The organism is Klebsiella sp. KP20-425-1 (genome assembly GCF_025813515.1).
Taxonomy (GTDB): Bacteria; Pseudomonadota; Gammaproteobacteria; order Enterobacterales; family Enterobacteriaceae; genus Klebsiella; species Klebsiella pneumoniae.
In genome coordinates this window covers 247,983-260,819 of sequence record NZ_CP109614.1, presented here as the reverse complement: position 1 = coordinate 260,819, position 12,837 = coordinate 247,983, and the positions used below count along the sequence as shown (strand labels likewise).

Below are 12,837 nucleotides of genomic sequence, written 5' to 3'. Positions count from 1 at the left end.
CAACGCAATTGTTAAAATCTTTGAGCTGACTCGCACAAGTCAACAAAACATTTACAAATTTGCATCCTCCCGGGCCGGGGAGAGATAGCGCGCGCTGAATGCCTCCTGCGGTAAAGCGCAACCGAACAGATGGCCCTGGAGCACCTCGACGCCGGCGGCTTGCAACCAGCGGCGCTGGGCGTCGTTCTCCACCCCTTCCGCCACGATACGCAGCGACAGGCCGCGCGCGAGCTGGATCATCGCCGGCACCATGCTGACATCCTCCGGCAGCATATCGATGAATACCTTATCAATTTTCAGAATATCCACCGGCAGGGCCTTCATCTGCTGCAGCTGGTGCAACCCGGCATAACCCATGCCAAAATCATCCAGCGCAATCTGCACCCCGGCCTCGCGCAGCGGGCGCAACCGGGCCATCACATCCTGCGGATCGTCCATCCGGCAGCTCTCCGTCACCTCGAGGATGAGGGTGCCCGGGGCGATGCGGTAGCGGGCGATCAGCTTCAGCATCTCCTCGCCGCGGTCATGCTCCAGCAGCTGGAGCAGCGAAACATTAACCGACAGCGGCAGCATAATCCCCTGGCTTTGCCAGGCCGCCAGCTGGCGGCAGGCCTCTTCCATCACCCAGTAGCCGACCGGGATAATCAGCCCGCAGGATTCAATACGCTCAATCAGCGCCGGCGGTAGCGACCAGCTGCCATCCGCCTGCCGCTGGCGCAGCAGTACCTCGGCGCCGCAGATCTCGCCGCTGGCGCAGGCCACCTGCGGCTGCAGCCAGATCGCGAACTGCTGGTTATCGAGCGCGGTCATAATGTCGTGCTCTTCCATCAGGCGGCGCTGAGCCTTTTCCATCTGCTCGGGATCGAAGAACTCGATCTGGTTTTTGCCTTTACGTCGTGCAGTGACGGCGGCCGACACCGCGCGCCGGTAAAACTGCTCGGCGCTGAGCCCGGCGTGGAACATGGCGATCCCGACGCTGGCGTAGGGGCGCAGCTGCAGCCCATGCAGCGGTAAACGCTCATTAATAATAGTGAGCACTTGCTTACTTAACGTTACCGCCTGCCACGGTTCGGCGAGGCCATCGGCGAGAATCGCGAAGTCATACCCGCTCACCTGAGCCAGCACCATCTGCGGCGGGATCGCGGCCCGCAGCTTCTCCACCAGCGTCAGGAGCAGCATTTCGCGCTGACTCTCCTTGAGGACTCCGGCGGCGTCCTGCAGGGTTTCACAGGCGACGACGATCAGCGCGGCGCTCTGCGGGCGGGCCACCGTCTGCTCCAGCATCGCCAGCAAAAAGGCTTTATTCGGCAGCTCGGAGACCGGGAAGCGGGTCGACTGGATGGACAGCTCATCATGCTGGCGGACCAGGCTCTGCTGGTTGCGGTTATAGCTGCGCACCAGCATACCGATCTCGTCGTCATGGTGCAGGCGCGGGAGGGTCAGCTGATGGCCAAGACGCTCCTGCTGGGAGAGATCGTTCAGCTCGCGGGCGATACGCCGCAGAGGGCGAACCATCAGCCGGTTGATGCACCAGGTGAGCGCCACCGTCAGCATCAGCACCAGAAGTAAGCAAGCAGTCACTAACGTGGCAAGGGCGCTCATGACGAATTTATACATGCGATAGGAGTCGGCCTGCAGCACCAGATAGGCCAGCGGCTGCGGGTTGGCCGGCCGCTCCAGCGAATAAATGGGCAGCGAAATCTGCACCGGCAGCTCAAACAGCCGGGTGACGGTTACCGGCACCGACCGCTCGGGGATAAATCGCATCCGCAGCGCCTGGAACTGGTTCGGCAATACCACATCCGCCCGGCTGACGATGCCAGCAGGCTGGATACGGCTTAAAATGGCTTCCGCTTCCGGAATATCGGCTTTCAGAATAGCCGCAGACAGCGGTTCGCGAACGGATCGCGCGATACTTTCTAACTGCGTGGCCGTGGTAAAGCGACTCTGTTGCACAAAGTGAAACAGCAAAATAGTACAAAAAACCAATACAAAGGCCATGGACACGCTCGCGACCATCGCCATCTGTTTGATTGTAAGTGAACGGCTGACGCGCAACGGTGTTCTCCACTGATACTGAATACATACCCGGTATCAATCCTTCAATCCCGGTCGTTTCAGGCTGATTATATACTTAAATCCTTCGCCCACGCCCGCGAGGGATGAAGTGACGGGATATTTCCGCGCGGTGGCGCGGACGCCGGGATACATCCCCGACGGCCAACGGTGGGCAACGCCTCACGAGTATACGCGAAGCGCGTCGCGGAGTGGCGCTCTGTAACGTAATTCAGCCTATTCTGCTACCAGTCGGCGTAGGGCACCAGCGGCTGGGGCGGCATATCCAGATCCCCCTGCCAGCCGGCCGCCGAGTAGCGGACGTAAAGCAGCGCATGGCTCGGGGTGTAATCCTTCGCCTGCTGAATATCGACCGCGGCGCCGACGAACCAGTTGCTGGTCACCCGCCGCTCCACCAGCGCTCTGGCGGTGTAACCGAATCCATGGCTGCTGCTCCCCTCCTCCGTCAGCTCGCTGGCGCGCTGCCGGTAGTCGGACGGGATCAGGTTCAGCAGCGGATAGCGGGCTTGCGTCTGGGTGCGCGAATGGGACCATGACACCGACCCGCCGAGCTCCCAGGACCAGTTCTCGGTGCGCTGACGCCAGGTCACCGGCACGGCGAACGAGAGATACTCCTGTGGGCTGTAATAGCCGCCCTGGCCGAGGGTGTAGCCGCTGAGATCTTTGTCGTAGTGCCAGATCATATTGTTGAGGCCGACGGTGACGCGACGATTATTCTCGTTGATGACCTTGTAGTAGTACCCGGTCATCCAGCGCACGCGCCAGTTATCCGCCACGTTTTTACCGGTCAGCGAGTCGGCGCCCAGCGAGGACCAGATGCCGTGAGCCTCCCCGCGATCGTAGCTCAGGCTCAGGCCGCCGCCGTCGGCGCGGACGCCGCCCCAGGTGGCGCCGGTATGGCTGCTGCTGTCCTTCTGCCCGCCAAAGGAGAGCAGCGAGCTGGAGATAGGCCGCCGGTGGACGTTGACCGTGTACCCCACCGGCCCGACGTCGCTGCTGTAGCTCAGCCCCCCCACCACATCGACGACATTGAAGCCCATCGGCGTGGTGCCGATATCCCCGCTCCAGGTGTCATTCTTCCAGCCGACCGCTACGCTGGCCCCGCTGTCGGTCTGATTTTTACTGCCGCTGGTACAGGCGATCTCCCCGCAGGTGCCCCAGCTGGGCGAGTAGCTCCCGTCGCTGTGGGTGGAAAAGCTGCCGGCATCCATATTGACCAGATCGGTGCGAAAGAACATCCGGCCATCCGCCAGCGGAGCATCCACCTGCAGCATGGTGGTATGCGCCTTCAGGTCGGAATAGCCGCCGGTGCCGCTGGAACCCCAGAAGTCATGTTCCAGGGTGACGTTCAGATCCTGCTGACGATAAAGGTCGGCGGCATCGCTGCGGATCCCACGCTTCAGCCAGTCATCATGGCTGTCGTTGCGCGTCAGCCGCGTAAAAGTATCGTTATCCTGCGGCTGCGCGGGGGTAATGCCGGAGGCCACCATCGCTTCCCGGTAGTGCGTCAGCGCCTGCTGCGGCGCCCCGCTCTGGGTGGCAAAGCGCGCGACATCGCGCAGCACCAGCGCGCTCTCCATCGAGGGCGGCTGCGCCTTCGCCTGCGGCACAATCTGATTAAAAATCCGTTGCGCGTCAGCGGTATCGCCAAGGCCAGCTCGCGCCAGCGCCACCCGCCGCTGCATGTTCATGGATTCGGTCTCTGCGCCTTTCAACTGCATGACCTGCGCCCGGGCGGCCGGTTTATCGCCCTCGGCCAGGTAGACTTCCGCAAGGCCGAGGCGCGCATCGCCGTTGTCGGCCTCCTGGCGCAGCACCCGCTGATAGTTGGCAATCGCCGTCTGGCTGTCGCCGCGCTGCTGCGCCCAGTCGGCGAGCGTCAGGTCATAGCGCACCGAGGCGGGCTGCTGTCGGATAAGGGCGATCGCCTGCGCTTCGTTACCGCTGTCGCGCAGCTGGTTGGCCTGGCGCAGCACCCGGTCGCTTTGCAAACGCGCTTCGAGCTCACGAATGTTATCCGTCCACGCGCTGCGCGGCAGAGCGGCGATTTGCGCCAGAGCCAGATCGTCCTGGTCGTTCCCCGACAGGTAGAGTCCCGAGGCGTAGACCCGTTCGGCGTCCTGCGGCTGGCGGTTGACCATCGTCCGCATCAGCGCGTCGGCCTCCTGGCGTTCGCCGGCGCTGACCAGATCCCGCGCCAGACGGTAGGTTATCCAGACGCTGTCCGGATCCAGCGCCAGGCGCCGACGCTGAACTTCCGCCGCCTGCGCCCAGTTGCCCTGGCTCTCCAGAGCCTGCGCCTGTTTCTCCAGCCGGTCGTTAGTCAGGCTGCGCTCAATATCATCGATACTGCGCCGCTGAGCGGGAGGGAGGCCGGCGATCCAGGCGCTGGCTTTCTCCGGCGATTCGGCGCGATAGAGGTTGGCCAGGCCGCGCACCGCCAGGTTATTGCCGCGATCCAGGCGCAACGCCTGCTGGTAATAGCGCTCCGCCGCCGCCGCCTCTTTGCGCGCCGCCGCGACGTCCCCCAGCCCCAGCACGGCATAGCTGTCGGTGCGATCGACCCGCTGCGCCTGGGCATAATAGCTCTGCGCCTGCGAAAGCTGGCCGGCTTTCAGGGCGTTATCCCCCTGCTTTATCAGCAGCCAGTAGCGGTTAGTTTGCAGCAGGCTGTCCCACTTGCCGCGGTTCGGGCTGTCAGGGTCCATGGCAATCGCTTTACTGAGCTGCGCCACTGCCCGCGCGCGGTCGCCGCGCTGGGAATAGGCCTGGCCGAGAGCGCCCACCGCGTCGCTGTCGCGGCTGTCGGCCTGAACGGCTTTCTGCAGATCCGCGACCGCCTGCGTGGTATTCCCGGACTTGACCGCCGCCAGCCCTTCCGAGCGGGCGCGGAAAGTCGGATCCTGCAGCTGCGCCTGCTGTTGGTCGAGCAGAACGCGGGCGTTCGCCGCCACCGAGCCGGTGGGAAACTGCAGAAGAAATTGCTGCAACGCCTGCACGCTGGCCTTACTCACCGGCATGCTTTTCACCTCACTGAACCACATATCGGCGGCGATACCGCGTCCCGAGGCCGATCGGGCCATCTCCGCCAGATAGGCGAACCCCTCCTGCGGTTTGTTATCGGAGAACATCTGCTTCGCCAGCGAAGTCAGCAGGCTGACGTTGCCCGGCGCGCTGGCGTTCAGTTTTTTCAACTGGCTGACGCCTTCGCTATGGCGGGACGGCAGGCGCGCCACCAGCGTCCAGTATTCAATGGCGACGTCAACGTCATCCGGCACCCCGCCGTACAGTTTTTCATAGGCGGCGATGGCTTCATCGACCTTCCCGGCCACGCCCAGCAGTCGCGCCTGCTGCAGCGCCTGGCGGCCCTCGCCGGTGTTGCTTTTCATCTCATTGCGCGACGCCTTCAGCTCCGGGGAGTCCGGCGCCAGCTTCGTCAGTCGTTCCAGCTCTTTTTGCGCCCCGGCGGCATCCCCCTGACGCAGCAGATAGCGCATCCGCGCGGCAATCAGCTCCGGGTTGTTGGGATCAATCAGCTCCAGACGGTACAGCGACTGGCGCACCAGGTCTTCACGATTGCTGGCCTCGCCGAGGCGGACCTGCTCCAGCAGATGCTCCTGGGCAGGCGTCGTCGCCGCCTGCGCTAACGGCAGCAGCGCAACGCCGAGGGACAGCGTGAGTAAACTTAGTGAGAGCTTGCGCATTCCTGGTTCCAGTCAGGTTGTAATTCGCCACTCGCCGTGAAACGAAAACGGTGTTGATCCCAACCCTGGCCGAACAGCGTCAGAACTGCGCTGTAGTAGGCATCCGCGCCGGGATAGTTATCGGCGACGCGCTGGCGTTGCACCGACCGGGCCTCGTCGTCCTGTAAAAACGGCAGCATTGCCGCGGAGAAGCCCACTGGCCCCTGGCCGCTGGTTTTGCCGGTGGCGATATTCACTTTCTCCGGGGGTATCCCCTGCTCCGTGGTCTGCGCCGCCATCGGCGCGAAGCGTTGCAGCAGACGCGCTTTCTGCTTATCGCCATCATGGAGCATGCCCACCCACAGGTAGACGCGAATCGCGTCATAGCTGCCGATCGGCGGCTTTTCGGTTTTCAGCTGCCAGCCTTTCCCTTTCTCATAGCGCACCCAGTCCGGGGTAAAGCCTTTCGGCGCGGTCTCCAGCAGCAGGCGCAGGTTACTGTCGCGCAGAGCGGGCCACGGCGCGCCAAAACGCACAAAGTAGGTGGCCAGCTGCGGCGGAAGATAGCTGGGGTTAAACCGCCAGCCGCTGTCATCGGCAAAACCGACTTTTCCCGGCAGCAGCATCGTGCCGAGGCCCGGCACCGCCACCGTCTCTTCAGCGACAATCCGCGCCAGCAGGGCTTTACCGGTCTCGGTGTACTGCGGCTGCTGCCACAGGCGGCCCGCCTCCAGCAGCGCCCAGGCTATCCACAGATCCGAGTCGGACGCCGAGTTGCTGTCCAGCAGGGTCCACTGCTCATCGTCCTTTTTGCCCCACAGCCAGCCCGGCAGATGTTGTTTCAGATCGCCTTCCGCCAGGTTGTTCTGCGTCCAGGTCAGCAGTTTGTCGAACCCCGCGCGATCGTTGGCCGCCAGGGCGAAAAACAGGCCATAGCTCTGCCCTTCGGAGGTGGAGATTTTGCGCGCATCGCTGGGGTCAATCACCCGTCCCTCGGGGCTGACGTACGCTTGTTTAAACTGCTCCCAGGCGGGCCACTGGCAGGCGGCGCCCACCTGGCCCGCCGCCAGCAGCAGCGCCGAGAGCACCGCGCCACAAAGTACTTTCATCATGGTTTACTCATCATCCAGGCTAAGACGGCGGCGGCTGATGATGCGCAGCATGCGCCACAGCACCCATGCCAGCAGCACAATGCTGATGGCGGCGAAGATCGCCAGCAGTATCGGGTGGTTAGAGAGCGCGAACCAGATGCGCTCGAACCAGGGCAGATGACCCACGTAGTAAATATCCCCCACCCGCAGGCTGTTGACGCCGGATTCGCGGATCACCGCCACCGAGCCAAACATCGCTGCCCGCTTACCGCTGTCGTTGAGGGCGTTGGTCAGCAGTTCATTACCGCGCGGGCTGTCGGCCAGCAGGGCCACCACGCTGCGCTGATCGTTATACGGCGACTGGAAGCCAATCACCGCCGCCATCGGCCCGGAAGAGGTAATGTCGGTGCGGGTATTGGGCGTGCGGGCCTCATCGTCGGGATAAATGCTCGCCAGGTCATAGTGGCGCATCGGCATTTTCACCCAGCTTTTGGTCGCCTCGACCAGCAGGTTGATTTTGGTGTCGTCCTTGAGCGACGACGGGATCGCGCCGATCAGCAGCAGATCCGCGTCTTTATTCTTGATCTGGTTGCCATCGTCGGTCATTTGCAGATTAATCGCCGCCAGACCGGTCTGCGAACCGATGCCCCCCAGCGCCTGCAGCAGCGTCGCCACCTGGCCCTGGGTCGGCGCCTTCGGCACCACCACCAGCGTGTCGGAAAGGTCCGCCATACGGCTGTAAGGGAAGCCCGCATTGGCGAAGACGCGCAGGTCCGGCAAGGCGATAAAGTGATAATACTTCGAGAAGTCGATGGTCGAATCGTCGCCGATCACCACGTGGTTCTGCACCGGCTGGAAGGTAATACAGTTGTCAATGGAGCCGCCGGGCATCGGGTTCATATACTGGAAGTCAAAGCGCAGCTGGTTGACCGCCCCAAGACGCAGCGCGGGGATGGTGACCTCCGATTTGCCGTCCAGCAGCCCCTGCAGCACCGGCAGGCGCAGGATCAGTTTGTTCACGTCCTGGGAGCTGTTAAGGCTGAACGACTGCAGGAACTGGTCGTTGAGGCTGATATCCATCCGCGAGCTGTCCTTCACCGGCGGCATGGTGTAGCGGTATTTCAGATCCATATCGATGCCGTTGGCCCGCAGCAGATAGAGATCCGGCGGCAGGTTAAGCGCCACGGTGATGGCATCCGGCACCAGCCCGCTGGACTGCAGCTGTTGCTCATAGGTTTTCAGCTCAGCAAAGGTAACCGAGCGGTCGGTGCGCACCCAGTTCGGCGCGTCGTAAGGCTGACGCGGCTGCAGGGTTTTGATGCCGTCCACGGTGACGCTGCTGCCGCGGAACAGAATATTGCCCTGAGCAATCCCCTTCGCCGCCAGCAGCAGGTCGTTATCATCGCGGCCGAAAATCACCAGCAGCTTGACGTAGGGATCGTTCGGGTTGTCGATCATTTCGATGGTCGGCGCCTTGACCGGCGGATGATCGCGCAGGAAGTCCGGACGCTTGTCGTTGGTGGCGAAGACAATGGCGTTACGATCCGGCAGTTCATTGAAATAGACCGGGAACTGCTGGCCGCGCCAGCCGGCCTTGCTGCCGAACCAGGAGGCGACTATCGCCGCCGCCTGCTGCTGGGTGACCGCTGGCGAGCCCGGGAAAATCATCGGCAGCTTCAGCGGACGGTTATCGCGCGGATCGTAGAACGGCACCGGGAAGTGTGACAGATCGTTATTTACCTTCAGCGACTGGTAGGTGAGATCCAGATAGCTTTCGCGTCCGACGTCCAGCCACAGCGTGCTGCTGGCCGGGTTTTCGCAGACGTCGCGGTAGTGGCCGACAAACTCCAGCCGTACGCGGTTGAAGTCGGTGATGTACAGCGGGTCAATCGGCAGCTGCGCGCGGATCTTTTTCCCCAGCTGCTCTTTAGTGACGGGCAGGACGCCCATCAGCTCATCGTTAAGATAGACCTTCAACTGCGACTGCACGGGCAGCAGCGAGGGCGATGGGGTGTATTCCAGATTGAGCAGCGCGTTGGCGACCAGCTCATCGCTGCGCATGCCGAATTCGACCGACGCGTCAGGCCGTGAGCCGCGCAGCACGATGCTGCCGGGCGGCGGCGCGATGGTGGCAAAGCTCAGCTTCACCTCCCGCTGCGGCACGTTCTCGGCCACCGCCGCCGGAGCGGTCGGTTCGGCGAGGGTCGCCGTCGGCTCGCCCACCACGATCGGCGCAGCCGGGGTCGCGGCCTGCGGCTGAACGCCAGGGGCAGCGTTCGCCACCGCGGCCGGCGCCGCGTAAGAGGCCAGTGGATACCAGCTGCACATGCCCACCGCTACTGCACACATCCAGGAAAGTTTTCTTTTCATCGCATTATCATCATTGTTGAGCCATTGCCGGGTCTGCGGAGAGCGTCGGCGCGGCGCGTTCAGGGCGTCGGGGTACAAACGACGCTATCCAGGCCACCAGCGAAGTGAGCGCGCGGAAAACCACCTTCACCGACGGCGGCGAAAACTCCGCCAGGTGACGATAGCCACGGAAGCCCAGCTTGAGGATATCCAGCAGGCTTTCCATCGGCTTATCTTCCGGGAAGCTATCCTGCCAAAGCGCCCACGTATCAGCGCGGGCAAACGTACACTGCACAAAATCGATATGCTGCTGGTTGGTTAACGGCAGCAGCTGGAGCCCCACTTCGCTGCCGTTGACCCGCGCGACCCTGACCGGGAAGGCATACTCCTGCTGTCCCCGTTTGAGCAGCAGCCTGGCGTTCTGGCCTTCCAGCACCTGCGCGTCGCCGTTAATTTTGATCCCCAGTCCGCCGTCGGAATAGTCGTGGACGGTGCAGGAGAACAGGTGACCATCTTCGCGGGCGATAGCCGCCGGCATGCTCATTTCGACACGGTGCGAACGGCGAACCTGCTTGCTTTCAACCGAGACCGCCACCGCGCCGCCAAGAATAATCAGGTTGTAGAATACCCAGACAATACTCACCCAGACGGTGAGGATTTCATTTTCCGGGCCGTACATGAAGCGCCAGATCCCCACCGCGACGCCGACCAGATTGAGCAGCACCAGGTAGATATAGGGCCGGGAGATCACCCAGTCGACATACTCCTCTTCCACCAGCCCGCCCTTCGCGGTGACGTTGAACTTGCCTTTATGCGGGTTGATCAGCGCCACAAAAGTGGGCGGCGCGATATACCAGGCCAGCACCGTCTCGTAAATTTCACTCCAGAACGAATGGCGATATTTGCCCTGAATCTTCGAGTTGGTCAGGCTGGCGTGGATCATGTGCGGCAACACGAATAGCGCGATCATCAGCGCTGGCGCATAAATGATATAGGCATGGAGCAGCAAAAAGGCCAGCGGCGCCGTGAGGAAGATGAGGCGCGGAATACCGGAGAGAAAGTGAAGCATGGCGTTGGCGTAGCAGACGCGCTGCACCAGCTTCAGGCCTTTGCCAAACAGCGGATTATCGAGGCGGAATATCTGCACCATCCCGCGCGCCCAGCGGATGCGCTGGCCGATATGCGCGGATAAACTCTCCGTCGCCAGCCCCGCCGCCTGCGGAATACGCATATAGGCGGAGGTATATCCCCGCCGGTGCAGACGCAGCGAGGTGTGGGCATCTTCGGTCACCGTTTCGACGGCTATCCCGCCAATTTCGTCCAGCGGGCCGCGGCGGATAACGGCGCAGGAGCCGCAGAAGAAGGTGGCGTCCCACATGTCGTTCCCGTCCTGCACCAGGCCGTAGAATAGCGTCCCTTCGTTCGGCGTTTTGCGAAAACGACCAAGGTTGCGCTCAAAGGGATCGGGCGAGAAGAAGTGGTGCGGGGTCTGCATCATCGCCAGCTCTTTCTCTTTCAGGAACCAGCCCATGGTCATCTGCAGAAACGAGCGCGTCGGCACATGGTCGCAGTCAAAGATCGAGACGAACTCCCCTTTGGCATATTTCAGCGCATTATTGATGTTGCCGGCCTTGGCGTGTTCGTGGCTGGTACGGGCGATATAGTGCACCCCAACATCTTTGGCAAACTGGCGAAACGCTTCCCGTCCGCCGTCGTCGAGGATCCAGATGTTCAGCTTGTCCTTCGGCCAGTCGATGCCCTGCGAGGCGTAAATGGTGTTTTTCACCACGTTGAGATCTTCGTTATAGGTGGGGACGAAGATGTCCACGGTTGGCCACAAATCCATGTCCTCCGGCAGCGGCACCGGCTGGCGATTCAGCGGCCAGACCACCTGGAAGTAGCCCAGCACCAGCACCACCCAGGCGTAGGTCTCAGCGAACAGCAGAATGATCCCGCACACCAGGCTTACCGGGTCGTTCCAGTTCAGCGTCGAGGTATAGCGCCACCAGATATAGCGGCACGACACCGTCAGCGACAGCACGATCAGCATCAGCGCCGAGAAACGGCCCGGGATGCGCCGCACCAGCAGCGCCACGCCCCACAGCAGCATCAGGAAGATAAACTGCGACAGCGGGTTAAAGGGCTGCGTAATACACATCAGCGCCAGCACCAGCGAGCAGAAGGTCACCCCCCCAAGGATCGCCCGGCGCAGTTTAGGATTGAGGTGCGCCAGCTCTTTCTGTTTATCCAGATGGCCGGTGCGGGCGTTCATCTGCTCAGGCAATTTTTCCAGCCACTGCGTATAGCGACCGTGCACCCCTTCCAGCGCCGCCAGCGAACGCCAGTTGACCTTTTTCTCCGGCTCCGGCACGCGCGTCGTCAGTAACCACAGGGATTGCAGCAGGTAGCGCAGCGGATCCAGCGGACGCGGGCGATGCGGATTTATGTGGGGAAAATAGGTTTCATGGCGGGCCAGAATCGCCTGCCAGCGCGGCGTCTCCAGCGGCATCAGCGCCCAGACCAGCGACGCCCACAGACAGCCAAGCGACGCCGACAGCCACGAAGCGCCGTGCTGCCGATAGTCATCATAGCGCGCACGCAGCCGCTCCCCCACCGGCGGGGCCAGCAGCAGCGTACTGAGGCGGATCATGCCGCTCTCCCGGCGGAATAGTGGATCAGGCACCAGTTCGCCAGGGTCAGCACCTCTTCCGCCGCCAGCGAATCCTGACGATACTCCCCGAGAGGTTGTTTCGCCGCCAGGCACTCGGCCATCGCCTCGTCGCGGTGAATCGTCACCGGCAGGATGCGCGGCTGGCTCTCCAGCCACAGCTGGTAGAGATCTTCCTGCAGCTGGCTGCCGACCCGCAGATCGTTAATCAGAATATCGCCGTTGGCCGGGAGGGGCTGCTGGTGTAGACGGATATGGCTATTGGCGTCGGGATGAACCACCACCAGCGAGCGATCGCAAAGCGTCAGCAGCTCGCGAGTCAACGGCGAATAACCCGCCGGCAGATCCAGCAGCAGCCAGCGGTACTGGCCCTGTAGCTGCTGTACTGCCTCCGCTATCGCCCCCAGGGTGGGCTGCAGCTGGTCGACATTTTCTCTTTCGCCGGCGCTGAGCTGGCCAAACGGCAGCAGATCGATATGCTGCGTATAGCGCAAGCCCGCGTCACGCCAGTCCCGGCCGTCGAGCAGCGCCCGCGCCCAGCCGTCCTGATGATGGATATCGGTATTAAAGAAAAAGCGCAGCATATTATCCGGGCTGGCGTCGATCGCCAGCACGCTTTCACCGAGCAATTGCAGGGCCCAGGCGAGTGCAGCCGTAATGGACGTGACGCCAGTTCCCCCGCGCACGCCCTGTAATCCCAGAATAGCCATCTCCGGCTTCCTTATTTTTTCTCTGCAAACTCTGCCAGCAGCGGCCAGCGCTTCAGCGCCGCGTTCAGCTGTTCGCGCCTGGAAATATCATGATAATCAATATCCGGCAGGGAAAATGCCCGGCTAAGCGCCAGAAAATCATTTTGAAAGGTGTACCCCAGCGTGGCGTCCGTGGGTACCGCAGGATCTTTTGCTGGCATATCTCTGTCCGTTCGAAATTTATTATTAAACCAGAGGACGTATACAGCTCATCCTTAAAA

At 62.2% G+C, this 12,837-nt stretch carries 7 protein-coding genes; all 7 read right to left on the bottom strand.

Going from position 1 to position 12,837, the window contains the following annotated elements; genetic code table 11:
* Window positions 1–51 precede the first annotated feature (51 nt).
* The 7 genes from hmsP to bcsR all read right to left on the bottom strand — a co-directional run bounded on the left by hmsP (window position 52) and on the right by bcsR (window position 12,777).
* On the bottom strand, window positions 52–2,058 hold the full coding sequence (gene hmsP / locus OHJ17_RS01205; protein WP_032433669.1) for a biofilm formation regulator HmsP: 2,007 nt from the start codon (window positions 2,056–2,058) through the stop codon (window positions 52–54).
* Between the two features lie 242 nt (window positions 2,059–2,300).
* On the bottom strand, window positions 2,301–5,780 hold the full coding sequence (bcsC, locus tag OHJ17_RS01200; RefSeq protein ID WP_032433672.1) for a cellulose synthase complex outer membrane protein BcsC: 3,480 nt from the start codon (window positions 5,778–5,780) through the stop codon (window positions 2,301–2,303).
* Complete coding sequence (bcsZ, locus tag OHJ17_RS01195) at window positions 5,762–6,871, bottom strand: cellulose synthase complex periplasmic endoglucanase BcsZ (protein WP_032413110.1); 1,110 nt, start codon at window positions 6,869–6,871, stop codon at window positions 5,762–5,764. The genes bcsC and bcsZ overlap by 19 nt, the downstream gene beginning before the upstream one ends.
* Window positions 6,872–6,874: 3 nt before the next feature.
* Window positions 6,875–9,220, bottom strand: coding sequence for a cellulose biosynthesis cyclic di-GMP-binding regulatory protein BcsB (gene bcsB, locus OHJ17_RS01190; RefSeq protein WP_009484214.1), 2,346 nt, complete (start codon window positions 9,218–9,220; stop codon window positions 6,875–6,877).
* A gap of 10 nt (window positions 9,221–9,230) precedes the next feature.
* On the bottom strand, window positions 9,231–11,849 hold the full coding sequence (gene bcsA / locus OHJ17_RS01185; protein ID WP_002921508.1) for a UDP-forming cellulose synthase catalytic subunit: 2,619 nt from the start codon (window positions 11,847–11,849) through the stop codon (window positions 9,231–9,233).
* Window positions 11,846–12,577: a cellulose biosynthesis protein BcsQ gene (bcsQ, locus tag OHJ17_RS01180; RefSeq protein ID WP_002921510.1), complete on the bottom strand. Its 732-nt coding sequence runs from the start codon at window positions 12,575–12,577 to the stop codon at window positions 11,846–11,848. Before bcsQ ends, bcsA begins: the two co-directional genes overlap by 4 nt.
* An 11-nt stretch (window positions 12,578–12,588) precedes the next feature.
* Entirely contained in the window at window positions 12,589–12,777 is a 189-nt protein-coding gene (bcsR, locus tag OHJ17_RS01175; protein WP_002921513.1) for a cellulose biosynthesis protein BcsR, read from the bottom strand.
* Window positions 12,778–12,837: the final 60 nt, after the last annotated feature.

Excerpts from the sequence above, each read along its gene's own strand:
- bcsC (WP_032433672.1), bottom strand. The coding sequence starts at position 5,780 with ATGCGCAAGCTCTCACTAAGTTTACTCACGCTGTCCCTCGGCGTTGCG.
- bcsZ (WP_032413110.1), bottom strand. The coding sequence starts at position 6,871 with ATGATGAAAGTACTTTGTGGCGCGGTGCTCTCGGCGCTGCTGCTGGCG.
- bcsB (WP_009484214.1), bottom strand. The coding sequence starts at position 9,220 with ATGAAAAGAAAACTTTCCTGGATGTGTGCAGTAGCGGTGGGCATGTGC.
- bcsA (WP_002921508.1), bottom strand. The coding sequence starts at position 11,849 with ATGATCCGCCTCAGTACGCTGCTGCTGGCCCCGCCGGTGGGGGAGCGG.
- bcsQ (WP_002921510.1), bottom strand. The coding sequence starts at position 12,577 with ATGGCTATTCTGGGATTACAGGGCGTGCGCGGGGGAACTGGCGTCACG.
- bcsR (WP_002921513.1), bottom strand. The coding sequence starts at position 12,777 with ATGCCAGCAAAAGATCCTGCGGTACCCACGGACGCCACGCTGGGGTAC.